This is a genomic window from Streptomyces sp. NPDC044984, assembly GCF_040646935.1.
Lineage (GTDB): Bacteria > Actinomycetota > Actinomycetes > Streptomycetales > Streptomycetaceae > Streptomyces.
Genome location: NZ_JBEZBE010000006.1, coordinates 168,260 through 192,113, shown reverse-complemented (window position 1 = coordinate 192,113; position 23,854 = coordinate 168,260). Strand labels below are relative to the sequence as shown.

Sequence of the window (23,854 nt, the reverse complement as noted above, 5' to 3'; positions counted from 1 at the left end):
TCACCTCCGGCCGTCGCAGGCCGCCCCGTCGCCGGTGAGGCGGACCCCGGGCAGGAGCCTCGCGCGCTCGTCCGCGCCGATGCCCGCGCGTAGTCGGCAGATCCGCGCCAGCCGGGCATCGGGGTCGAGGTCCCACAGCCGTACGGTGCCGTCCGTGCCGGCGCTGGTCACCGTGCGCCCGCCGGGGGCGAAGGTCACGCTCCACACCGCGTCGGTGTGGCCCGTCAGCGTCGCCCACGGACGCCGTCCGGCGACGTCCCACAGGCGCACCGTACGGTCGTTGCCGCTGCTGGCGAGCGTGCGGCCGTCGGGTGCGAAGGCGATGCCCCGGGTGGAGCCGATGTGGCCGGTCAGGACGGCCTCGGCGCGGTGTGCGCGGACGTTCCAGAGCCGTACGGTGCCGTCGTTGCCGCTGCTGGCCAGGGTCCGCCCGTCAGGGGCGAAGGTCACGCCGCGCACCGCGCCGGTGTGGCCCTTCAGCATGCCGAGCGGGCGGTGCGAGGAGACGTCCCAGAGCCGTACGGTCAGGTCGTCGGAGGCGCTCGCCAGGACCCGGCCGTCGGGGCTGAAGGCGACGCCGTTGGCGTAGTCCCGGTGGCCGGTCAGCGTCGCCAGCGGCGCGCGCTCCGTCACGTCCCACAGGCGCACCGTGCGGTCGGCGCCGGCCGAGGCGAGGCTCCGGCCGTCGGGTGCGAAGGCGAGGGAGTAGACCTGCCCGGTGTGGCCGGTCAGGGTCGCCAGCGGTCCCCGTGCGGCCACGTCCCACAGCCGGACCGTGCCGTCGGAGCCCGCCGACGCCAGGGTCCGCCCGTCGGGGGCGAAGGACACCGAGAAGACCGCCTCGGTGTGTCCCCGGAGCGTCGCCAGGAGCCGGCGCCCGTCCACCTCCCACAGCCGTACCGTGTGGTCGGCGTCGGCGGTGGCCAGCAGTCTCCCGTCGGGGCTGTACCGGGCCTGCCAGACCTGTGTGAACGGACGGGCCGTCAGCACCGGGCCGCCGAGGTTCCACAGGACCACGGACCGGTCGAAACCGGCCGTGGCGAGCAGGGTGCCGCCGGAGGTCGCGGCCGCCCCCATCACGTAGTCGGTGTGGCCGGCGAGGACGGCGGTCTGGCGGCCGCTGCGGACGTCCCACAGCCTGGTCATCCCGTCGCCGACCGCGCCGACGACCGTGGCGCCGTCGTGCGTGTACGTGACGGCGTTGATGTCGTCGCTGCTCCCGGAGAGCGTCGCGCCGGGCCGGCCGGCGCGCACGTCCCACAGCCGCACGGTCCGGTCGACGCCTCCGGAGGCCACCTCCCGGCCGTCCGGGGAGAACGCCGCGCCCAGCACTTCGTCGGTGTGCCCCTCGAGCACGGCGAGGGGCCGGGCCCGGTCGGTGTCCCACAGCCGCACGACCCGGTCGGCCCCGGCGGAGACCAGGGTCCGGCCGTCACGGGCGTGGTCCAGGGCGTTGACCGCTCCCTCGTGCCCGCGGAGGGAGGCGGTGACGCGGGGCGTGCGCGCGGTGTCCCACAACTGGACCGGCCCCTGCGCGGTCGCGACGGCGAGCCGGTGCCCGCGGGGGTCGAAGGACAGCGCCCGGGCACCCTCCGTGCTGTCGCCGAGCACGGCCTTCCTCCGGCGCTCGGCGATGTCCCAGAGGCTCACCGGCCCGCGCGTCGACGTCGCCGCGAGGGTACGGCCGTCGGGGCTGAAGGCGATCGAGCGGACGGGCCCGGACACGGTGAACGTGGCGGTCGTGCGGCGGTCCGACACCCGTCGCAGGGTGACCGTCCCGTCGGAACTGGCCGTCGCCAGGGACCGGTCGTCCGGCGCGAAGACCACCGCGTTGACCGGCCCCCGGTGACCGCCCAGCCGGCCGGAGAAGGGCTGGGACTGCGTGCTCAGCAGCGCGCCGCGCGCCTCGACGGTGACGTGGGCCCGGTAGGCCTCCCCGGCCAGCAGCATCGACGCCTCCGGCCGGCCTCCGGCGAGCGACGCGGACAGCACGGCCAGTGCCTGGGAACGCGCGACGCGTTCCTGGTCGAGGGCGCTCTCGCGCTGCTGGTGGGCGAGGCCGCCGGCGGTCAGGGCGAGCCCCAGCAGGACGACGAGCGTGGCGAGCATCGACTGCCGGCGCCGGACCTGGCGTCTGGCCTGCCTCTCGTGGCCTTCCTGTGCGGCCAGGCTCGCCCGGAGGAACGCTTCCTCGCCGGGGCCGAGCCGGTGCCGGCCGTCCAGTTCGTCGGCCCAGAAGCGCACGGTGCTCAGGCGGGTGCCTCGGTACAGCACGGACGGATCACGGTCCTCGCGCTCCCATTCGGCGGCGGCGTGCGCGAGTCGCTGGTGCAGGAGCAGCCCGGCGCGGTCGGCGTGGATCCAGTCCCGCAGCCGTGGCCAGGCGTGCAGCAGGGCCTCATGGGTGATCTCAACCGTGTCGCTGTCCGTGGTGATCAGCCGGGCCCGCACGAAGGCGTCGAGCGCGGCGGCCGCGCCGTCCGCGTCGGTGAACTGCTCCCTCAGGACGGCCGTGTTCATCCGGCGGCGGGTCACCCCGCCGCCGTCCGCGACGTACACCAGCCGGGACAGGACGCGGCGGATCGTCCTCTGCTCGGCCGGGTACAGCCGGGCGAAGACGCTCTCGGCGGTCCGCGCGATCGCGCCCTGGATCCCGCCGGCCCGCTCGTACCCGGCGACGGTCAGGGTGGACCCCTCGCGCCGCTGCCAGGTGGCCAGCAGGGCGTGGGAGACGAGGGGGAGCACGCCGGAGGGGGTCACGCCGGCTCCGGAACCGGCGTCCTCCCCGCCGTCCCGCGGCGGGCCGCCCCGCTCGTCGCGCAGCCCCGCGTCACGCAGAATCAGGGGCACCAGGCCCGGTTGGAGAGTCAGTCCGGCGAGTTCCGCCGGCCGGGTGATGGACTCCCGTAACTCCCCCACGGACATGGGCGGCAGCACGAACAGCCCGTCGGTGAGGACCGGGGCCAGTTCGGGAAGGCCGAGGCAGTCGCCGGTGAAGTCGGCCCGGACGCCGAGCACCACGACGGCGGGGCCGTGTCCGCTCTCCTCCGGCCGGGGGGCCGCCAGCGCGCGGAGCACCCGGACGAAGGAGCGCCGCTCGTCGTCGTCCGCGCAGAGGGTGAAGAGCTCCTCGAACTGGTCGACGATCAGCACCGGCCGGCCGGGCGGGGGCCGGCGTCCCCCGGGCGGCGCCGGCGGGTCGTCCACCATCGCGCGTACGGCGTCCAGCACCGCGTCGGGATTCCGGCGCGCCTCCTCGGCGGTGACGGCGAGGCACCCGCCCACCGCTTTCGCGGTGCGTTCCAGGAGTTCGTCCAGGGGCCGTGAGGTGGGGGTGAACGTCACCACCGGCCACCGGTCGGCACCCGGCATGGGGAGGTCGCCGCGCCGCAGGGCGGGTACCAGTCCGGCGTTGAGCAGGGACGACTTGCCCGCGCCCGAGGGGGCGACGAGCATCAGCGGGCCGCTTCCCACCCGTTCGAAGACGCGTTCCACCAGTGCGGCCGTCGCGCGCTCCCGGCCGAAGAACCGGTCCGCGTCCTGCGAGGTGAACGCCGACAGGCCGCGGTACGGACATCCTCCGTCGGACTGCCGCCCGGGAGCGGCGGCCTCGGCGCCGCTCCCGCCGTCGGCGGGCGGTCCCTCCTGTACGAGCCTGAGCAACTGCCCCTCGGCGCCCAGCACTCGGTCACAGATACGGGCGATGTCGGCGGTCACCCGTTTCGTGCCGGTCTCGATCTTGCTGAGGTAGCCCTTGCTGTAATGCGTCTGCCGTGCCAGGTCGGTCAGCGACAGGCCGCGCGCCTGTCTGAGTCGTCGCAATTGCGCGGGGAAGGAGTGCGTGGTCAGCGCGTTCCGGTCCCGCCCGTTCCCGTGGTCAGCTTCGTGCCCGTGCTGCGGATCTCCCACGGAGTCCCCCAAGCGGTGCGGCCGTGAGACGGTGGGCTCCCAGGTTACTGCCGGGGTGGTAAGGGCAGCCAAACCTTTCACCCGATGGAGCGAAAACGCGAACGTCCGGAACCGTGGGGCGGTTCCGGACGCTCGTCGCCAGGCGGGCGGGTCAGGTCAGGTTGACCGCGCAGCCGCCGTTCACCCACTGGTGCGACCTGATGTTGTCGTTCACCGTCGGGCCGGTGTTGAAGAAGTTGTCGGAGAGGTTGTCGGCGTACAGCTCGCCCGGCTGGAGGCAGGCGTGGCCTCCCGCGTAGTTCTCCAGGAAGTAGAACGCGACGATCGACAGACTGCCGGTGAATCCGCGGTTCATGACCGACGAGGCCCTGTCGTTGGCGGCGCCCCAGTTGCTGCTGTTGCCCGGCGTGGCCACCAGTTGGGCGCCCTGGCAGTCGAAGCCGTCCCAGGCGTACACGTTGCCGTTGCGCGGCCCCCACTTGCTGTCGCAGCCGGGGCCGGCGACGGCCCTCTCGGACGCCTGCGCGGCGGTGGCGGGTGCGGTGAGGCCCAGGGCGGCGAGCCCGAGGACCGCTGCGGTGACGGTGAACTTGCGCATGTTGTTTCCCCTCGTCGATGTCACTGTCGGTGCGTCGGTGGTGCGGCGGAGCCGGTGTACCGGGCCGGTTGCCCGGCGCGCACCGGCGCCGTGGGGCGGTGTCCGCCCGGGCACGACATGGTCAGTCGCGCTCCGGGACGATGCGCACCGCCCGGTCGTGGGCCCGCTGACCGAGGTGCCGGTAGGTGTCGATGTCCTTGCCGAACCGGTCGCGCAGGCGGTCCAGGTGGTGCGTCTCCCGTGCCGTGGCCACGGCACGCAGGGAGGTCGCGCGGGCGCAGGTCGCGTCCGCGACGGCGGTCTTCCGCTCGGCGGCGAACGCCTCGTCCGCGCGGGCCTCGCCCAGTCGGCCGGTGCGGAGGCGGACGGCTTCGCGGGCCGCCCGGGGATCCTTGTAAGGCTGCCCCGCCTGCCTCATGCACCGCGCCCACGCCTCGACCGCGGAGGTCAGCCGACGGTCCTTCATGAGCTTCTCGCCGTACAGGGCAGGGAGCCCCGAGACGGTCTTGCTCGTGCGGAACCAGAGGGCCGGGTCGCCGTAGAGCGTGCGCTCGGCCTCCTCCGTGCAGCCGCCGAGGCGTTTGCGGATCTCTCCGCCGACGGGCAGCGGCGCCCGGAGCGTCCTCGCTTCGTCACCACCGTCCAGCGCGATGTCGAAGGCGGCGCGCCGGGTGGCGGAAAGGCCCTGCCGGTAGGCGCCGTTGGGGTTGCGCTCGTGGACCCGCCGGCTCTTCGCCTCGATACGTCCCCCGTACCCGTGCGTGCGGGCCCAGGCCACGTCGTCCTGCACGTAGCGCACCGGGCGGCTCTCCCGGAGCGTCAGGCCACGGTCCTCCCAGTAGGTGAAGCCCTGGCGGTTCATGCACTGCCTGGTCAGACGCTGCTGCGCGTCGGCGACGCGCAGTTCCTGTTGCCAGGTCAGTGCCGGGGGACGCGGACGCGGTTCCTGTCGCGCCCGGCCGTCGCCGCCCCCGCCGCCTCCGTCGGCGCATCCGGTCGTGACGGCCGCCACGACCGCGCACAGGGACACGAGTACGCGTCTCATGAACCCGACCCCCCTTCGCTGCCGCTTGCTGACGGGCCCAGAGTCGCCCCGCCGCCGACAGGGGTCGACGGGTTTCCTGTTGCCCGCCGGACGGTCTACCGGGAAACCAGGCATGAGCAGGGGAAACCCGGGGAGGGAGGCAACACGGCGGGAGGCGGTCGGAAGCGGTGCCGGTGCGGAGCGGCCCCCTCACACCGCGTCCGCGCGGCCGCTCACCGGTGACCGCACTCCTCGCGCGGACCCTCTCTGCCGGTCTCGGGCGGGACTCGAAGACGTGACGGGTCACCGGCGTTGCACCTGCCCGTTGCGTTCAATGCATTGACACGTGCATTACATGGGCTTTACGTTCCGGCCATCTGAGAGCGCTCTCAGACTCCCCACCTGTCATGACTTGAGGTGCCGCATGCCATCCCCCCGCACCAGACCGGCAGCCGTTCTGCTGCTGGCCTCAGCCCTCGTCGCCGTCGGCGTGGGCCCGGCCGCCGTACCGGCGGCCGCCGCCACCGTCCCCGTGGGCTCCGGCAGTTACTCCGACACCCGGCCCGCCGGTACGTCGGGCCCCACCACCAACACGGGGACGCCGGTCACGCCCAAGCTGACCGCCGCCGCCCGGAACCGGCCCGTGCCCACCAACGACTGGTGGTCCTCCCTCGCCTTCCAGCGCTACGGCGACAACCCGTACTCGACCCCCATGTACGGGCACCCCCTCACCTACCAGGCCACGGCCGGCGGGCTCGACGTCGGCTACCCGACGACCCCCGCGATCGTCGGTGACGGCCGCCAGTACGAGTACGCCCACAAGCGCGACCTCACCATCGGACTGACCGGCCTCAACTCACCCGACACCAAGGCCGACGACTGGTCGGACTGGACGGTCACCCCCTACTGGTCCGACGGCGCCCGCACCCTGCGCACCACCATCGGCCACGGCTCCCCGTTCGTCTACGCCAAGGGTTCCGGCGGCAACGCCCAGATCACCACCGCCGGCGCGCCCGCCGTCTTCGCCGACCAGGGCAACGTCCTCGGCATCACCGTCGCCGGGCACCACTACGCCCTCTTCGCACCGACCGGGAGCGACTGGAACGTCGCCGGCTCCACCGTCACCGCGGGTCTCGGTTCCAAGGACTACTTCTCCGTCGCCGTGCTGCCGTCCACCGGCGCGCTGGCGACGTTCAAGAAGTACGCCTACAGCTTCGTCACCGGTTCCAAGGTCACCTGGAACTACACCGGGGGCACCGTCGGCGCCACCTACACGCTCACCACCGAGGCGAAGGAAGGCACCGAGCGCGGCACGCTCCAGGCCCTCTACCGCCACCAGTGGCTGCACACCACGGACCCCCTCACCTCCTACACCTACGTCTCCCCGCGCGGCACCATGAAGGTCCGCGAGTCGGCCTCCTTCACCACGAGCCAGAAGGCGGCGGCCGTGCTGCCCGCGCTGCCCAGGTCGAACGGCGTGGACACCGCCCGGCTGCGCGGTTACCTGAACGAGGTCGTGAACGCCGCCGACCCCTTCTCCGGGGCCTCGGACACCTACTGGACCGGCAAGGCCCTCGGCCGCCTCGCCCAGCTGGTCCCGGTCGCCGACCAGATCGGCGAGACCGCCGTCCGCGACCGGATGCTCGGTCTGATGAAGGGCAAGCTCCAGGACTGGTTCACGGCGGGCGGCGCGAACGAGTTCAGCTACGACAAGGACTGGAAGACCCTCACCGGCTACCCCGCCTCCTACGGCAGCGACACCGAGCTGAACGACCACCACTTCCACTACGGCTACTACGTCTACGCGGCGGCGATCGTCGCCCAGTACGACCCGGCATGGGCCGCCGACTCCGCCTGGGGCGGCATGGTCGAGACCCTCGTACGGGACACCGCCAACCCCAGCCGCACCGACACCGCCTTCCCCTTCCTGCGCGGCTTCGACGTCTACGCGGGCCACAGCTGGGCCTCCGGCCACCAGGGCTTCGCCGCCGGCAACAACCAGGAGTCCTCCTCCGAGTCCACCAACCTCAGCGCGGCCCTCGTCCTGTGGGGCTCCGCCACCGGCGACACCTCGCTGCGCGACCTCGGCACCTTCCTGCTGACCACCGAGTCGGAGTCGATCGCCCAGTACTGGTTCGACGCCGACGAGCAGGTCTTCCCGTCCTCCTTCGGCCACGACACGGCCGGCATGGTGTGGGGCAGCGGCGCCGCCTACTCCACCTGGTGGACCGCCAACCCCGAGGAGATCCACGGCATCAACGTCCTGCCCGTGACCGGCGGATCGCTCCACCTCGGCGGCGAGAAGGCCGCGATCCGGCGCAACATCGCCGAGATGGAGCGGGAGAACGGCGGCCCGGCCGTCGAATGGCGCGACATCCTCTGGGAGTTCCAGTCCTTCGCCGACCCGGGTACGGCCAAGGCGAAGTGGGACGCGGGCCACGCCGGCTACACCCCCGAGCAGGGGGAGTCGAAGGCGCACACCTACCACTGGATCAACACCCTCGACACCCTCGGCGCCCCGGACGCCACCGTGACCGGTGACATCCCGACCTCCGCCGTCTTCACCAAGGGCACGAGCCGCACCTACGCTGCCCACAACCACGGATCGACGGCCCGCACCGTCACCTTCTCCGACGGCAAGACCCTCTCCGTGCCGGCCCGTTCCACCGCGACCGGCACCGGAACCGGTTCGGGAGAACCCGACCCGGACCCGGAACCGCCGACCGGCAACACCTTCCAGCTGCGCAGCGGTGGCGCCCTGACCACGGCGACCGGCGGCACGGCGGGCAGCGACACCATCGCCTCCGCCGACGGCGCCAACCACGACGGCACCCCGTACCGGCCCCTCGTCTACGAGGTCCGTGGTGTCAACGGCACGCTCACCCCGGGCGCGCAGACCGCCTTCCGGCTCCAGGTGGACGCGGGCACCGCGGTCGGGCTGGGCCAGCAGGCCCGGATCAGCTACGACCTCACCGGCGACGGCAGCTTCGACCGGACCGAGACGTACCACTACTTCGCGACCGACCCGGTCACCGGATGGGAGGAGTACACGCAGGCGCGCGGCCTCAAGGCGGCCACGGGCACGCCGGGCGACCTCAAGGGCGGCACCGTACGCCTCGAGGTGTGGAGCGCCATCGGCAACGGCACCGCGAAGCTCCAGACGGGCACGGACAAGTCCGTGCTGGTGATCCCCTACGGCTGAACCGGCGAAGGCCGTTCCGCCCGCCGCTCGTGCCGGTCCGACCGGCGCGAGCGGCGGAGGCGGCGGGATCGCCTCACGCGACGGCGGTCCCCTCCAGCTCGACCATCTGGCCGGGGACCGCCAGCCGTGTCACCCCGAGCATCGTGGTGGTCGGCGCCACCCCGGCGGCGCCCAGCCGCGACGCCAGCACGCCGTAGTGCGGGAACAGCAGATCGACGTCGGTGGTGTAGACGTTGAGCCGGACGAGGTTCGCGAGGGACATGCCGGCCTCACCGAGCACGGCCTCCAGGTTTTCAATGACGAAGTCGAACGTCGCGTTGGGACGTTCACGGAGCAGTTGCTGACGCTCCATGCGCATCTGGACGGTGGTCTCCAGAGCATCATCCGACAAGGGTGGAATCTCGTTCTCGCAGAGAGTCCGTACATACCCCTCCGACTGCAACAGTCCAGGGACCAGCCGACACTCATACGTGCACAGACTCACCGCCGTACGCTCCAGCCTGGCCCACTGCCGAAACCAGACCGCCAGCCCCGCGTCTCCCCGCGTCAGAAACCGAGCCGAGTGCCGCAGCGCCCCCGTGTTCCCCAGCGCCTCCTCCGCCCGCTCCACGAAGGACGCGTCCGGCATCCGCCGCCCCAACACCGCCGCCTACCCCGAGGCGGCCGCGCACGCCTGGGTGATCCAGAACAAGTCCAAGATCGCGGGCGTCGGGCAGAGCTGGGACGCGCCGCTGGCCCGCAACAAGGAGGCCTACGAACCGCAGCGGAGCCGGGACGCGATGTGCACCCGGTACCAGGGGGCGAAGTCGGCGAGCACCGGGTGGGTTCCTCGCAAGACGTTCCTGCCGCATCCGAAGACGGCCCTGCACCACGTCGGGCCGCATTTCGACGAGGTGAACTGCGACGAGTTCCCGTTCGCCTCGACGTACCAGTCCGCCGGCATGAAGGCGGTCAACGGCGGCCTGAACGAGGCCCCGAACGGGGGCGCCGACTGCATCCAGACGGTGTCCGCCGTCGCCGACGACGGGAAGACGCACTTCCTGGACGACACCCGGTACGACGCGCCGTCGTTCACCGAGAACTGCGGCCGCTCCTCGATGTCCGGTGATGTCAACCAGGGCTCGATGCGGCCCTTCGGCGAGTTCGCCAAGGCGATGCGGCTGCTCGACACGCAGGGGTACTTCCTCGACCCGGGCAACGCCTGGTTCAAGGGGTGCGACACCTCGAAGGCCGTCCTGGTCTGCACCATGGCGAAGCCGTAGTCACTCCGCGGTGAAGCCGGCGGGGCCCGTCCCGATCCCTCGGGGCGGGCCCCGTCCTGCTCAGTGCACCGGCTGCCAGTCGGCGTGCGTCTCGTCCAGCCTCGGCAGCTCCGGGTCCTGCCAGATGAGACAGCCGTGCACGATGCCAGGCACCTGGGAGCCCATCCGGTCGGCCGGGCCCTCGGTGAGCGTCCGGCGGACGGTTTCGAGATAGTCGGCGAGCGTCGGATACGAGGGCTCGTTCATGTACATGCCCTCATAACTGGTCCATTCGCCCAGACCGGCCGCCGACAGGTACAGACCGGCGTCGGTCGCCTCGGCGTAGTTACCGAAGGGCGCCACCCACTCCACGCCCTCCCAGTAGTCCTTGCCCTGGGGATCGAACCCGGCGAGGCGCGGCCTGATCGACTGGGCGGGCGTGAGCAGCAGCCCGTGGGGCAGGAACCGTCCGGTCGCCACCTCGCCCTCCTCGTCCAGCTCGTCGAGATCGAGCTGCCGTACCCCGCCGGCCTCCGCCCACAGGGCCAGGAGGTCGGGCGGGAAGCGGAAGTCGCAGCGCTCCCCAAGGCGGCCCTGCGCCTCCGCGATCTCGTCCGCCGCGGCAGGCGGCAGCAGGGAGGCGTACGAGGTCGGGGCGTGTACCCGCAGCCACTCGGTCAGCCACCGCCAGCCGTCCACCGCCCGCCGTACGTCTTGCGCGTTCACAGGTCACAACCCTCCGCAATCGGCTCGTCAGCCAGACGCCCCACCGTACCGAGCGAACTCGCACGTCCACAGCCGGAGTGGATCGTCGAGCTCGGTATCGGCGCCGGCTTGCCGCCCCCCGCGGGTGGCGTGACCTCCTTCGGCGCCGCCTTCCGGCTGCTGAAGGACGCCATCGAGATGGATCTCGCCGCGCTGAAGGCGGAGAGCCACGACGTGTACCGGCCCGTGGTGCTCTCCCCCGAGCCCGCCGTCCACTTCCTGGACTGCGACGGCTTCCGCCGGGTGGGACGCGCGGCGGTCCAGGCCCAGGCCGCCACTCCGGACTGGAACGACCCGCTCGCGCCCTCCACCGACGCGACGGTGGACACGGACGCCTACAAGACGGCTCTGGTGGCGAGACGCATCGTCGCCCGGCAGCCGTACGTCAGACCGGGCCAGGACCTGGAACTCGTCCCCGGCTGCCTCGACGACCGGCAGAGCGACGGAGTGCGCAGGCTCTTCACACAGGCAGCCGGCGAGCGCGGCAGCCGGCCCCGGCCGGGCGAGTGGCGGACCGTGTTGGGCGACCGCGGCGTCATCAAGCTCACCGCGGCGACGCCCCGGCCCCGGCCCGCCGTCGACCGCACGGTCCTTGACGGGGTGCCCAACCGAACACCGATCAATCTGCGAGGCCCGGTGCAGTAGAGGGGACGCTGTCGGCAGAACCAGCGGCAAGACGCCGACGGGAGCGAATGTCCCAGCACAACGGTCGCCAGTGGCGTGTCGCCAGGAGACTCGCTCCCGTCGCGGCCCCAGGGCTTCTGTCCGGAAGCGGTCCGACGGACTCGCCGACAGCACGAGCAGAGGGTCGCCGGCTCCCGGACCTCGTGGGAGCCGCACTCCTGCTCAGGCCGGCGCCGGTTTCCAGCGGTAGGCGTCGACGGCCTCGTCGTACGGGCGCAGCAGCGGTTGCAGTTCCGCGCGCACCAGGTCGGCGTCCTCCGGCGGCAGTGGCAGCGACGCCCGTCGCATGCGGACGCTCCACGTCGCCGGGTCCGGGAAGACCGACAGCCGGGGGACCAGGTCGCGCAGGACGAGCCCGTCGCGGAAGGAGGCCAGGCCGGACACCTCAAGGCGGCAGCCCTCCGTGAAGGAGCGGTCGCCGAAGACGACCGGCTCGTCCAGCGCCCGTACGGGAGTGGCGACCGAGGCCCGGGCGACCACACGGCCCAGGTCGCGGGTCGGGTTCCGGAAGCAGCCGCGCGTCGTGTAGAGGAAGATCTCGTCACCCTCTTCCAGCGTCCGCGCCACCTTGGTCCGCCCGGCCGGGAACGCCATCCGCTGCTCGGTCACCACCCAGCTCAGGGCGGCCCGGTCTCCGATGATCAGCAGGTGCGCGGACGACATGTCGATCACTTTACCGAGGCACCGGGCTCTCCCTCGCCCTCAAGGACGGCCTGTTCCACGTCCTGACGACCCATCCTGGGCTCGCCCGCGACCTGCACGGTGCCGCCGAGGCCTTTCCCACGGCCGCTTCCCCCGCCGCTGTGCTCCACGCCCTGGACCGCATCCGCTGCACAAGGCTCAACGCGCGCTATCGTGCGGCCCGCACCCGGGCCCGCCTCATCCTGCGCGGCGGTGGTGTGAGCGATCTCCTCACCGACCGCGGCATCACGGCCGACGGACTGCTCCTGCGCATGCCCGCTCTCCGGGAGGCCGTCGTCCGGCGCCTCATGGTCGAGGTCGCCGCCCGGCACGGCGGCCGGGTCCTCCCCGGGAGAGGCGGTGCCGGAACACCGTTCGCGGGGACCTGGGCAAACCCTCCGCCTTCCGGCCCGACGTACTGTGCGACCGCCACGGCGTCAGCGCCGCGGACGTCCATCCAACTGCTCACCTACGGCGCCGGCTACAGCTCCCGCACCCGGCGAGCGCCGTCATCGCGCATCCGCGACCCGGTGGCCGCGCCCATCGCCTGCTGGAAGTCAACAGCCCTCGGGGCATGCTCGCCACACTCCACGTCATCGGCATCGACACCGACGCACATCCGGAGCAGGCGGTCGCGTGGATCGGGGACGCGCTCTTCTGAGCCGACCGCCACCAGCAGGCGCATCCTGGCGGTTCTCCACCACCCCCTTGTTCAACACACGTAACCGATTGCTGCATCGAACACTTCTTCACATGTACACATTTTCGAATTAACCTATTTTACTTAACTTGTTGACGATGCTTACAAGCAAGCTACATCCTCTTGAAGTAAACAAAAGGTCCATCGTTCTCAGGCGCACCCCATCTCGCGCTCCCACGAAAGGGACAGTCGTGACCGACCAGTTGCAGACCTCCGCCGACTCGCCGGCCTCCATACGGGAGCTCCTCCTCAACCGACTCGACGGTTCGGACCTCACTGCCGAGGCGCGGTCCTTGCTGCGCGAGCTGCTGCCGGACGAGCGGGGCAGGAGCCGCGAAGGGCGAGCGGGGCCGGTGCAGTTGCGGTCCATCACCGCGGCCGGCTGGCGGGGCATCGGTCCGCGGACCACCCTCGAACTGCCGCCCGGCCCCGGCCTGGTCGTCGTCGCTGGACCCAACGGCTCGGGCAAGTCGAGCTTCGCCGAGGCCGCCGAGACCGCGATCACCGGACTCAATTCCCGCTGGGAGGGACGGCGGGCCGGCGACTGGCAGAAGGGCTGGCGCAACCTGCACAGCACCGACGTCACGCCCGAGGTCGGAGTCGAACTGGCCGTCGGCGAACACGGCGAGGCCGTCACCGTACGGCGGAGCTGGTTCGGGACCAAGGTCGGCGAGGCCCGGACCGGGGTCGAGGGGGCGGACGGCTCGGAGCGGAGCCTGGACGAGGTCGTCGATGCCGAGGCGTTGGAACTCGCCCGGCCCTTCCTGCCGTACAGCGAACTCGGCTCGATGATCAACGGCACGCTGGGCGGGCTGCACGACGCCTTCTTCAAGCTCCTCGGGCTCGAGCTGCTCGCCGAGTTCGACGGCCGGGTCAAGGACGCGGTGGGCGAGTGCGAGCAGACGGTCAAGCGGGCTGACGCGCTGACCGTCCAGCTCCGTGACACGCTGGCCGCACTGGACGACCCCAGGGCCCGCGAAGCCGCGCAAGCCCTGTCGGGTGCCCGGCCCGACCTCGACCGGGTGCGGGCGCTGCTGTGCAGCCGTGCCCCGGCCGCCGAGGCCGAACTGGCCCGGTTGCGGCAGCGGGCGAGCCTGGCCGGGCCGGATCTCACAGAGGTCGGCGGAGCCGTGGCCCGGCTGCGGAAGGCCGCCGAGGGGGCCGAAGAGGCCCGGTACGGCAGTGCCGAGGAGGCCCGACGCCTGGCCCGGCTGCTGGAGACGGCCATCGAGCACCGGCGGCGCTCCGGAAGCACGGACTGCCCCGTCTGCGGCACGGAGAACCGGCTCGACCTGGCATGGGCGGAGCAGGCGCGGGCCGAAGCGGAGCGGCTCCAGGCCGAGGCCGCCGACGCGCAGGCCGCCCGGCAGGACGTGGCGGTGGCGGTACGGGCCGTCCACGACCTCGTACAGCCGGTCCCGGTGTGGCTGCGCGGCGAGACGTCCCCGCTCGCGGCGGTGTGGCAGGAGTGGGCGCAGTGCCGGGACGTCACGCATCCCCGCGAGCTGGCGGACCGCGTCGAGCGTGCCGCGGCCACCCTGGACGACGCCTGCCGGCAGGTACGGGAGGAGGCCTCCCTGCGCCTCGCCGAGCACGACGGCGCCTGGCAGCCGACGGCCGCGCAGCTCACCGAGTGGCTGGGCGCGGCGGAGGCCGCGGAGGTGGCGCGGGAGCGGCGCAAGCACGCGCGGAAGGCCCGCGGCTGGCTACGGCCGATCATCGACGAGCTGCGCGACGAGCGGCTGCGTCCCTTCGCGCAGCGGTCGCAGGAGGTGTGGCAGAAGCTGTGCGAGCACAGCAGCGTCACGCTCGGCTCCGTCACCCTCGCCGGCACTCCCGGTCGCGGCAAGGTCGAACTCGGCGTCTCCGTGGACGACATGGACGCCCCCGCCTACAGCGTGATGAGCCAGGGCGAGCTGCACTCGCTGGCGCTGTCCCTGTTCCTGCCGCGCGCCACGCACGCGGCCAGCCCGTTCGGGTTCCTCGTCATCGACGACCCCGTGCAGTCGATGGACCCGGAGAAGGTCGAAGGGCTGGCACGGGTTCTCGACGCCTGTTCCCGTGACCGGCAGGTGATCGTCTTCACCCACGACACCCGGCTCCAGCAGGCCCTCGTCCACCTCGGCATCAAGGCGACCGTCCTGCGGGTCACCCGTCAGCCCGACTCGGTGGTGGGCGTGGAGACGGTGACCGACCCGGTGGAGCAGGCGCTCAAGGAGGCGCGGGACATCTCCCTGGACCCGAACCTTCCGCAGGACGTGGCCGATCACGTACTGCCCGCCATGTGCCGGGTGGCGGTGGAGGCGGCCTGTCTGGAGACCGCGCGGCGCCGACTGCGGGACGAACGAGGGCTCGGCCTGCGGGACGTCGAGGAGCGCGTCGCTTCCCTGGACCGCACCAAGACGTACGTGTCCCTCGCGCTGCTCGGGGACGGGCGGCAGCACGCCCGTGAGGCCGTCGAACGGATCTGTGCGGGCGGTTGGGCACTGGTCGAAGCCTTCAACTCCGGTGCGCACGGGCCTCTTCCGACGGTGGAGGACCGTAAGAGACTGGTGCGCCGGACCGAGGCGCTGGCGGCGGCCATCCGGCGCAGCGGCGGCTCCGAGAGCGTCGGGGGTGTCCGGTGAACGCGTCCCCGCAGTCCCTCGTGACCGCTGCCCGCCACCTCCTGCTTCCCGAGCCCGGCACCGCGCACACCCTGACGCCCGGTCTGCGCGCCCGCGCCGCCGCCATGCTGCTCCGGATGGCGCTCGACGAGGCCCTGGACGCGTACTGGCGGCGGGTCACCCCGTCGATGACCCGGGTCGGCAAGCACCGGCTGCTGTGCCTGGGCTGGTACGCGGGCCACGAGACGGCCCGCCGCTGCCACACCACCTGGTCCGCGCTCAGTGCGGCCTGCCACTACCGCACCTGCGAACTGCCTCCGGCCCCGGCGCAGATCCACACCCGTCTGCGGGAGGTCACCGACCTGCTGACCGTACTCGGCGCCGCGGAGGACTGAGCGGTCTCCCCCTACACCCCCGCACATCTCCGGACACGAGGATCCCGCCTTGGACACCCGCCGTTACCGCATGGTCGTCACCAGCGGACTGGACTACGTCACGACCGGTGCGCAGGTCGACGACCGGCTGCGTCGATGGCTCAGGGAACCCCCGAAGAGCTACGACGTCGACGCCTTCACCGAGGGCCGCAACGAGATAGCCCGCGGCGTCACCCTCGACCACGACTCCGCCACCGGCGCCTCGGGGACGTACGGGCGCTGGCGGCTGCGCGAGACGCTGCCCGGCGGAACCTGGCAGACCACCCTGGTGATCCGTCAGGCCGGGGACGGCCCGACCAGGGTCCAGCTGGACGTGGAACACCTGCCGGACGACCCCGAGGCCGTGCCCGTACCGGCCAAGACGCCCCGGCTCGCGCGCGGTCTCCTCGAGGTCCTCGAGGCGCGCGACGGCCGCGCCGACGTCACGGCCGATCCCCAGGTGGTCGAGGCGGAGGACGTCGACGCCGTCATAGACGAGCTGTGCGACGAGACACGGCGCCTGCCGGTCGTCGTGGCCAGCACGCCGTACGGAGCCGACTTCGACACCTGGCTGGAGGACACCGTGGACCCGCTGGTCCGGCCCTTGGCCGGTCTGGCGATCCTCTACGTGCTCACCCCCGAGGCGGAGGCCCGCTTCAACCGCGCGCTGGAGTACCACCGGGTCTACGGCGGCGGTGTGCGCACTTACCTCCCGGGAGTCGACCCGGCCTGGCCCGCCGACGGGCAGCGGCACCGGGTGATGTCCCGCAGGCTGATCACCGACCGCCCGTCCCAGGCCCGCAGGATCATCGCCCAGTTGCCCCAGCGGCTGGCCGCCCGTGCTCCCCTGCCCGCCGAGCTCGATTCCGTGCCGGTCATGCGGACCCGCGCACCGGGTGACTCCGCCGCGCCCGAGCTGGAACGGCTGCGTGTCGAGAACGAGGTCCTCCACGAGATCCTGGAGGAGGCGGGGCGGGAACAACGGGTACGGGCCGACGAGATCCGCGACCTCAAGCACGAGCTGCGCAAGGCCGAGGACAACGAGACCCTGCTGATCGCCGAGTACGACGAGCAGTACCGGGAACTGCACACCGCCCGTGCGCAGTTGCAGGCGCTGCGCAAGCAGATGGTGGAACTGGGCGCCGCCGCGGCCGCGTACACCCCGCTCACCGCGCCGGAGGACGGCCCGGAGTCCTTCGAGGAACTCCTGGACCGCCTCGGTTCCCTGCCCCGCCTGCACTTCACCGGCTCCCGGAAGGTGACGATCGACCTCGACGCGCAGGCGTACGGCTCGTCCTGGGTGCGCATGACCTGGGACGCGCTGCTGGCTCTCGGAGACTTCGCCCGGGCGACAACCGCCGGGCAGGTCGGCCGGGACTTCAAGCAGTGGTGTGCCGACGCCCCGGGCGGGGCCCACACGATCTCACCCCGGAAGATCGTGCGGGACGAGTCCAAGTCGGTGAAGGGCAACTCGAGCTGGCGCTGGCAGCGTACGTTCCCCGTGCCGGAGCACGTCGATCCGGCACGGAAGGTGTTCATGGGCGCGCACGTACGCGTCGGCGGCGGCAACACGATCGCACCGCGGCTGCACTACTTCGACGGGGCCTGTGCCGAGTACGGCATCTACATCGGGTACATCGGGCCCCATCTGTCCAACACGTTGACGTGACGGACCGCTGACCACCCGGAGGCGTTCAGCGAGTCTGCTGTGGGCCGGCCCTCTCGTCATCGAGGACCGGCCCACCGATGCCGGCGTCGCAGCAGGATTGTCCGTGTCTGCCAGTACGCTGCAGACGGATCGACCAGCAGGTGCGAGAGGGTCTTATGGCCGACGAATATCCGGAGTTCCGGCTCCGGCTGCCCAGTGGTGACGGCATCGACCGGGCACGCGGAGTGCTCCTGGACGAGACGGGAACCAACGGCAGCCGGAAGTTCCTCGTCCGGGCCGGTTCTCCGGCGCGGGATCATGTGATGCCCTCGCTGGGCAAGCATTTCAAGGCGCCGACCAAACGCCGTGAGGAGCTCCGGGCACAAGGCGTGCTGGTGCCGTCGGTGCGCTGGCCCGGCTGGCTGGAGCTGACCGAGGACGTGGTGTTCGGCTCCCCCTCCTTCGCCGCCGTCGTACTGGTGGGGGCGCCGCGCAACGGATGGGAGGAGTGGCGGACCGAGGACGACAGGCCTCTGTCCGACTTCATGTCCGGAGTGTGGGCGGGTCCCAACCGGACCTGGCTCGTGCGCGGCTCCAACGTCACCGGTCTGGACCTGGTCCAGCGCCTGTGGCTGTCCGAGGGACGCGTCACCCTCGCCGCCTCCCGACTGCGGCAGGGCGTCCGGCAGGGCGTCAGCAAGGACGAGCTGCGCATCCTGGTCCAGGAGGACTACGAGTCGACCGCCACGTACAGCCAGCGGCAGCAGCTCGTCGAGGACCTCCACGCCTTCCTGTCGCGCATGAAGCCCGGCGACACCGTGTGCACGATCTCCGGCGGCCGGCTCTACGTCGGCGAGGTCACCGGCGAGGCCGAGCAGACGGAGTCCGAGGACCGCCGGTCCAACCTGCGCCGGCCCGTGGAGTGGCAGCCGACCGGTTTCCCCTACGACGACCTGCCCGAGGAGCTCCAGCAGAAGCTGTCCGTCCAGCACGACGTCGTCGACCTCTCCGCCGTCCAGGCCCACGTCGAGGGGCTCGGTCTCACCGACCAGGAACTGGCCGAGGAGGCAGGGGCGACGGAGCGGGACCCGAGCGTGGAGACCCCCGCGCTCGCTGCCCGGCGGGAGCTGGAGCTGCCCGAGCCCACGGACGAGCTGGCCACCGAGCTGCTCGTGCACGGGACCGAATGGCTGCGCGAGGTGCGCGATCTGCTCTGGGACGAGCGGCAGCTCGTGTTCTACGGCCCGCCCGGCACCGGCAAGACCTATCTCGCCCTCAAGCTCGCCGAGTTCCTGGGCGGCGGTCCTGAGCAGGTCAAGCTCGTGCAGTTCCACCCCTCCTACTCCTACGAGGACTTCTTCGAGGGGTTCCGGCCGCAGGAGGACCCGGAGACCCGCGAGGTGGCGTTCCGGCTCACCGCCGGGCCGCTGCGCGAACTCGCCGATCTGGCGTCCCGCGAGGGCAACCGGCACATCCCGCACTTCCTGATCATCGACGAGATCAACCGGGCCAACCTCGCGAAGGTCTTCGGCGAGCTGTACTTCCTGCTGGAGTACCGCAACAAGTCGGTGCGGCTGACGTACTCGGGTGACGACTTCGCGCTGCCGCCGAACCTGTTCGTGATCGGCACGATGAACACCGCCGACCGGTCCATCGCCCTCGTCGACGCGGCGATGCGCCGACGGTTCGCGTTCGTCGAGCTGTCGCCGCGCACCGAGCCGACGAGCGGCCTGCTGCGCCGGTGGCTGGAGCGGGAGGGCAGGGATTCCGAGCCCGCGGACCTGCTCGACGCGCTCAACGCGCGGATCGACGATCCCGACTTCCGCATCGGGCCCTCGTACCTGATGAAGAAGGGCGTGTACCGGGAGGGCGGTCTGGAGCGGACCTGGCGGACGAAGATCCTGCCGCTGCTGGAGGAGCACCACTACGGCGAGGGCGTGGACACCGAGAAGCGGTACGGGCTGGCGGCGCTGCGGGAGTCGCTGGGGTGACGCAAGTCGTCGAGCTGGTCGAGCACGCGCCGGCGGTCGGCGTCGCGCTGCCCGACGACGTGGGGCGGGCGCTCGCCGCGCTGCGGATCGTGGACGCGGCGCCGGATCCGTACTCCCCCGGACACTGGTCACTGCGGGCGGGCAGCAAGGTCGGGGCCGTCACGGTTGCCGTGCCGGGGCACGAGGGTCCGCTCACGGTCCGTATCACCCCCAAGGTGCCGATCGGTCGTCTCTTCTTCCTGCTCGGCTACAGCCTCGATCCCGCCGGTGCCTGGCGGGACGGTGAGGTCGACGTGGCCGAGCACCGGGAGGTGCTGCCGGCGCTCGCCCACGCCGTGGAGCGGCAGGTGGACCGGGCTCTGCGACAGGGGCTGTTGCAGGGTTACCGGGTGACGGAGGAGACCTCGCCGGTCGTGCGGGGGCGGATCCGGGAGGCCGAGCAGATACGGCGCCGGTTCGGGGCGGCGCTGCCGGTGGAGGTGGTGTACGACGAGTTCACGACGGACATCACGGAGAACCGGATCCTGCGGGCGGCCGTCGAACGGCTGCTGCGGCTGCCCGGCGTGCCGCGCGAGGTACGCCGGAGGCTGCTGCACCAGCGGGCGCGGCTGGCGGACGTCACGCTGCTCGTGCGCGGCCGGCCCCTGCCCGAGTGGCGTCCGAGCCGGCTCAACGCCCGGTACCACCACGCGCTGCGCCTGGCGCGGGCCGTGCTGGAGGACGCCTCCCCGGAGCACGGGCCCGGCGGGCTGCGCGTCGAGGGGTTCCTGTTCGACATGAACAAGCTCTTCGAGGACTTCGTGACCGTCGCCCTGGGGGAGGCGCTGCGCGGTTCCGGGTACGTCGCGCGGTTCCAGGACCCGCTTCACCTGGACGAGGCGCGGACGATCCGCATGAAGCCGGACCTCGTCCTCCACGGGCCCGACCGCGCGCCGTGCGCGGTGGCCGACGCCAAGTACAAGGTGGAGAGACCGGGCGGTTACCCGGACGCCGACCTGTACCAGATGCTCGCCTACTGCACCGCCCTCGGGCTGGACGAGGGGCACCTGGTGTACGCGAAGGGCAACGCCGGTCACGCCGCCCACCGGGTGCGGCACGCGGGCATCGTCCTCCACCAGCACGCCCTGGACCTCGACCAGGACCCGGCGGGGCTGCTCGCCGACGTCGCGGAGGTGGCCGCCCGGCTGGTGAGGGCACCGCACGTATGATCAGCTCGCACTCGTCGACGTCGTACGGCACGACGACGCCTGCACCTGGGCCGCCGAGCGGCTCTGCACCACGAACTCCGCGACGCGGGCGGCCGAGCTGCCGGCCGCTTCGGCGCCCGCGCACGACCATGTCGTGGTGGACGAGGCGCAGGATCCGCATCCCGCGCGGTGGCGGGTGCTGCGGGGCGCGGCGGCTCCCGGCAGCGACGATCCGTTCGTCACAGGCGGGTGACCCGTACCAGCGCATCTACGATTCGAAGGTGTCCCTCGGTTCACCGGGCATCGCGGTGACCGGGCGCACCCACCGGCTGCGGCTCGCCTTCGGTACCGTCTCCGGTGCGGCGGTCCCCTCCGGCCGTAGCGCCTCCAGGCAGCAGTGGACGAAGTCCTGGACGACGGGGTCGCCGTCGTCGGAGCGGGCCCAGGCGACGCCGACCTGGCTGGGGCTGACGCCTCCGACGGGGCGGTAGGCGATACCGGGCCGGGCGTAGAAGCGGGCGGCGGACGCGGGGGCGAGGGCGATGCCGTAGCCGTTGGCGATGGCGCTGAGCCAGTCGTCCGGCTGGTCGGTGACGGCGCCGATGCGGACCGGGTGGCCGTCGCGTTCGTCGACGGCCAGCCAGTGCTCCCGCCACCAGCCGGTTTCGGGTGGGGCGGCCACGAACGGCTCGTCCCACAGGTCCCGGAAGGGAATCGTGTCGCGAGCGGCGAGCGGATGCCCCTCGGGGAGAGCGACCCAGCGGGGCTCGGTGAACAGCACCGCCGTCCGCAGAGCGCTCCGGTCGGGGAAGGGCAGCCGCAGCAGGGCCACGTCGACGTCCCCGTCGGCGAGACCGGCGCTCGGATTCGACCAGGCGGCCTGCCGCATGTCCACCCGCCAGCCCGGCCGGCGCCGGGTGAACTCCGCGACGATGCGCGGGGTCGTCTCGTTGGCGGCACTGGCCAGGAAGCCGACCCGCAGCAGGCGGGCCGTCCGGCCGGCGGTGTTCTTGGTCTCCCGCAGTGCCCGGTCCCAGTCGGCCAGCAGGGCCGGTACCCGCTCCGTCAGGGTCCGGCCCGCTTCGGTGAGGGTCATGCCGGCGCGGGACCGCGTGAACAGCCGCACTCCGAGCAGGGTCTCCAGTTGCCTGATCTGTTTGGTGAGCGCCGGCTGGGACACGAACAGCCGTTCCGCGGCACGGGTGAGGGTCCCCTCCTCCGCCACGGCGAGGAAGTAGCGCAGCAACCGGGTGTCCACATCCATGCCCACAGATTATGGGCGCAGGTATTGGACGCTGTTCAAGGTCCCCAGGAGGCTTGGCGGGGTGAGCGTGCCGGGTTCGCCGGACTCACTCCGCGCTCGACCGAAGGACGGGGTACATGTTCACCGCCTACGCGATCACCACCGTCGTCACGGTCCTGGCCAATGCCGGAATCGCCGCCGCGGACCTCCTCGGGGCCGGGTTCGTGCTCGCCAACTCGGCAGAGGTCGGCCTCCCGCGGACCTGGATCCCGTGGCTCGCCCTGCTCAAGGCCGCGGGGGCCGCCGGTCTCCTCCTCGGGCTCCTGGGTGTCCCGGTCGTCGGCGTCGCCGCCGCGACCGGGCTCGTCCTGTTCTACCTCGGCGCCGTCGCCGCGCACATCCGCGCTCGCGTGTACTACAACTTCGCCTTTCCCGGCGGTTATCTGGCGCTGGCCGTTGCGTCTTTCGTCCTTGCCGTCACACGGTGAACGCCGCGGTGCCGCACGACAGGCCATGGCCCGGGGTCAACTCCCTTCGGGGTCAGGGCAGCAGAGGCCGTCGACCGACGGCGCCCGGCCGACGGCGACATGGCCGGCCCCGGCGGGGAACAGCCGTGCGGTGCGGACCGACGGCATCGGTGTTCGTCAGGTGCGCCGCGCACGAGGCGGCCTTCCCCGGCCCCCTCCATCTCCGGCGTTCCTCCCAGGTCAGCCATCGGGAACACGTTTGCGAGAGGTGACCTCCGCGGGTCATACTCCGACTCTTCCCCCCGCCTGTCCCAGTCGTGTGTCTCCCCGTGAAGGACTCTGCCCCGATGGGTGTACTCGTGTGTGCGCAAGGCTCCGTGGTGGTCGTGGCCTCCCAAGGTGGTGTGTGACCCGTGGAGATCGCCCGTATCGTCGTCGTCGCGCTCGTCGCCGCGGTCGGTGTCGCCTACTACCGGCGGCTCATGGGCGGCCCTTCGTCCTCCGGGCGGTCGTCGCGGAGGGCCGAGGCGCTGGGCTTTCTGCCGCAGTCCGAGCAGAACACCCGGCAGGCGGCCGGTGACGCCGAGTTGGAGCGGGCCGAGGCCGCCGCCGCGCAGGGCCGTTGGGAACCGGCGGCGCGGTTGCTGGCCCGGACCAGGGAGCGGCGCGACTGGGCGCGCCGCTCGTTCTACTCCGACGCCCTCGGTTCGCACCGGGCCGCGCGGCCGGGCAGCTGGCTGCAGGCGTGGGAGGCGGCGGCCGGAGCGGACGACCCGGACGTGGCGCTGGTGCGGGCGCGGGCGACGGTGTCCCTGGCCTGGCACCTGCGGGGCGGCGGCTGGGCGAAGGACACCAGCCGGGAGCAGTTCGCCGGTTTTCACGAGACGTTGGCGCGGGCACCGCAGGTGAACGCGCGCGCGGCGGAACTGAACCCGGACGACCCCTCGCCGTACGTCTCCGAGATCTGGACCGCGCTCGGCATGGGCTACTCGCGGGAGAGGATGCGCCGGATCTGGCAGGAGGCCACCGCACGGGATCCGTACCACTTCGGCGCGCACTGCGCGGCGCTGCAGTACTGGTGCGCGAAGTGGCGTGGCTCGGAGGATCTGGCGGTGTCGTTCGCCCGCGAGGCCGTGGCCAAGGCGCCGCGTGGCAGCCTGCTCAGCGCGCTGCCGCTGATCGCGTGGTACGAGCACCGTGACGACGCCGCGGAGGGGGACGACTTCCGGGCGCCGTATCTGGTCGCCATGGTCGACGCGGCTCTGGCGGACGTGGCCGCGGCTCCGCAGGACCACCCGGACACGGCGGCCGTGCGGCACCTGCTGGCGTACTTCCTGACCCGGCAGGGCCGCCACGAGGCGGCGTTGCTGCAGTTCCGGCTGGTCGACGGGTACGTGGGCGCCCTGCCGTGGCGGTACTGGGAGGACCCGGCCGCCGTGTACTGCCTGTGGCGGAACCGAGCAGTCAAGGGCGTGCGGCGGGGCTGACCGCCACC

Annotated in this window: 19 protein-coding genes and 1 pseudogene; 11 read left to right on the top strand and 9 right to left on the bottom strand. The window is 72.3% G+C overall.

The annotated features are described in order from the left end of the window. The 3 genes from AB0A94_RS09065 to AB0A94_RS09055 all read right to left on the bottom strand — a co-directional run bounded on the left by AB0A94_RS09065 (position 1) and on the right by AB0A94_RS09055 (position 5,552). Positions 1–3,909: a helix-turn-helix domain-containing protein gene (locus AB0A94_RS09065; protein WP_361741105.1), complete on the bottom strand. Its 3,909-nt coding sequence runs from the start codon at positions 3,907–3,909 to the stop codon at positions 1–3. 151 nt (positions 3,910–4,060) lie between these two features. Beyond that, positions 4,061–4,507: a peptidase inhibitor family I36 protein gene (locus AB0A94_RS09060; protein ID WP_361741102.1), complete on the bottom strand. Its 447-nt coding sequence runs from the start codon at positions 4,505–4,507 to the stop codon at positions 4,061–4,063. Positions 4,508–4,628: 121 nt separating this feature from the next. After that, a complete protein-coding gene (locus AB0A94_RS09055) occupies positions 4,629–5,552 on the bottom strand; it encodes a hypothetical protein (protein WP_361741099.1) in 924 nt (307 codons plus the stop codon). Between the two features lie 403 nt (positions 5,553–5,955). Between AB0A94_RS09055 and AB0A94_RS09050 the strand changes: the two genes are divergently transcribed. After that, positions 5,956–8,733 carry a glycosyl hydrolase gene (locus AB0A94_RS09050; protein WP_361741096.1) on the top strand — a complete coding sequence of 926 codons (2,778 nt, stop codon included), beginning with the start codon at positions 5,956–5,958 and terminating at the stop codon, positions 8,731–8,733. A 73-nt stretch (positions 8,734–8,806) separates the two neighbouring features. Here the strand turns inward: AB0A94_RS09050 and AB0A94_RS09045 are convergent, their stop codons facing one another. Then, positions 8,807–9,361 (bottom strand): Scr1 family TA system antitoxin-like transcriptional regulator, encoded by a 555-nt coding sequence (locus AB0A94_RS09045; RefSeq protein WP_361741094.1) that lies wholly within the window; start codon positions 9,359–9,361, stop codon positions 8,807–8,809. On the opposite strand from AB0A94_RS09045, the gene AB0A94_RS09040 reads away from it, so the two are divergent. Continuing rightward, positions 9,312–9,995, top strand: coding sequence for a hypothetical protein (locus AB0A94_RS09040; protein ID WP_361741091.1), 684 nt, complete (start codon positions 9,312–9,314; stop codon positions 9,993–9,995). The two genes, AB0A94_RS09045 and AB0A94_RS09040, sit on opposite strands and share 50 nt — an antisense overlap. Before the next feature lie 60 nt (positions 9,996–10,055). Here the strand turns inward: AB0A94_RS09040 and AB0A94_RS09035 are convergent, their stop codons facing one another. Beyond that, positions 10,056–10,700, bottom strand: a complete 645-nt coding sequence (locus AB0A94_RS09035; protein WP_361741088.1) for a hypothetical protein — start codon at positions 10,698–10,700, stop codon at positions 10,056–10,058. A gap of 129 nt (positions 10,701–10,829) precedes the next feature. Between AB0A94_RS09035 and AB0A94_RS09030 the strand changes: the two genes are divergently transcribed. Continuing rightward, positions 10,830–11,384 carry a hypothetical protein gene (locus tag AB0A94_RS09030; protein WP_361741086.1) on the top strand — a complete coding sequence of 185 codons (555 nt, stop codon included), beginning with the start codon at positions 10,830–10,832 and terminating at the stop codon, positions 11,382–11,384. 201 nt (positions 11,385–11,585) lie between these two features. Here the strand turns inward: AB0A94_RS09030 and AB0A94_RS09025 are convergent, their stop codons facing one another. The 3 genes from AB0A94_RS09025 to AB0A94_RS09015 form a co-directional block, all read right to left on the bottom strand. Then, positions 11,586–12,086: a hypothetical protein gene (locus AB0A94_RS09025; protein ID WP_361741083.1), complete on the bottom strand. Its 501-nt coding sequence runs from the start codon at positions 12,084–12,086 to the stop codon at positions 11,586–11,588. Between the two features lie 5 nt (positions 12,087–12,091). Then, positions 12,092–12,436 carry a hypothetical protein gene (locus AB0A94_RS09020; protein WP_361741080.1) on the bottom strand — a complete coding sequence of 115 codons (345 nt, stop codon included), beginning with the start codon at positions 12,434–12,436 and terminating at the stop codon, positions 12,092–12,094. Between the two features lie 149 nt (positions 12,437–12,585). Continuing rightward, on the bottom strand, positions 12,586–12,789 hold the full coding sequence (locus AB0A94_RS09015; RefSeq protein ID WP_361741077.1) for a hypothetical protein: 204 nt from the start codon (positions 12,787–12,789) through the stop codon (positions 12,586–12,588). Between the two features lie 206 nt (positions 12,790–12,995). Between AB0A94_RS09015 and AB0A94_RS09010 the strand changes: the two genes are divergently transcribed. The 6 genes and pseudogenes from AB0A94_RS09010 to AB0A94_RS08985 form a co-directional block, all read left to right on the top strand. Then, entirely contained in the window at positions 12,996–15,431 is a 2,436-nt protein-coding gene (locus AB0A94_RS09010; protein ID WP_361741074.1) for an AAA family ATPase, read from the top strand. Beyond that, positions 15,428–15,805, top strand: coding sequence for a hypothetical protein (locus AB0A94_RS09005; RefSeq protein ID WP_361741071.1), 378 nt, complete (start codon positions 15,428–15,430; stop codon positions 15,803–15,805). Before AB0A94_RS09010 ends, AB0A94_RS09005 begins: the two co-directional genes overlap by 4 nt. 49 nt (positions 15,806–15,854) lie before the next feature. Beyond that, a complete protein-coding gene (locus AB0A94_RS09000) occupies positions 15,855–17,492 on the top strand; it encodes a hypothetical protein (RefSeq protein WP_361741068.1) in 1,638 nt (545 codons plus the stop codon). A 155-nt stretch (positions 17,493–17,647) separates the two neighbouring features. Further along, positions 17,648–19,462 (top strand): DUF4357 domain-containing protein, encoded by a 1,815-nt coding sequence (locus AB0A94_RS08995; protein WP_361741066.1) that lies wholly within the window; start codon positions 17,648–17,650, stop codon positions 19,460–19,462. Then, positions 19,459–20,670, top strand: a complete 1,212-nt coding sequence (locus AB0A94_RS08990) for a restriction endonuclease (RefSeq protein ID WP_361741063.1) — start codon at positions 19,459–19,461, stop codon at positions 20,668–20,670. The genes AB0A94_RS08995 and AB0A94_RS08990 overlap by 4 nt, the downstream gene beginning before the upstream one ends. 85 nt (positions 20,671–20,755) lie before the next feature. Continuing rightward, positions 20,756–20,993 (top strand): annotated as a pseudogene (locus AB0A94_RS08985) (DNA helicase UvrD); the annotation flags it as partial. Here the strand turns inward: AB0A94_RS08985 and AB0A94_RS08980 are convergent. Next, a complete protein-coding gene (locus AB0A94_RS08980) occupies positions 20,918–21,913 on the bottom strand; it encodes a LysR family transcriptional regulator (protein ID WP_361741060.1) in 996 nt (331 codons plus the stop codon). The pseudogene AB0A94_RS08985 and the gene AB0A94_RS08980 sit on opposite strands and share 76 nt — an antisense overlap. 116 nt (positions 21,914–22,029) lie before the next feature. Between AB0A94_RS08980 and AB0A94_RS08975 the strand changes: the two genes are divergently transcribed. Then, the gene (locus AB0A94_RS08975; RefSeq protein WP_361741058.1) at positions 22,030–22,380 is read left to right on the top strand and encodes a DoxX family protein; all 351 of its coding nucleotides are present in this window, start codon (positions 22,030–22,032) and stop codon (positions 22,378–22,380) included. A 392-nt stretch (positions 22,381–22,772) separates the two neighbouring features. Next, a complete protein-coding gene (locus AB0A94_RS08970) occupies positions 22,773–23,846 on the top strand; it encodes a hypothetical protein (protein WP_361741055.1) in 1,074 nt (357 codons plus the stop codon). Positions 23,847–23,854 lie beyond the last annotated feature (8 nt).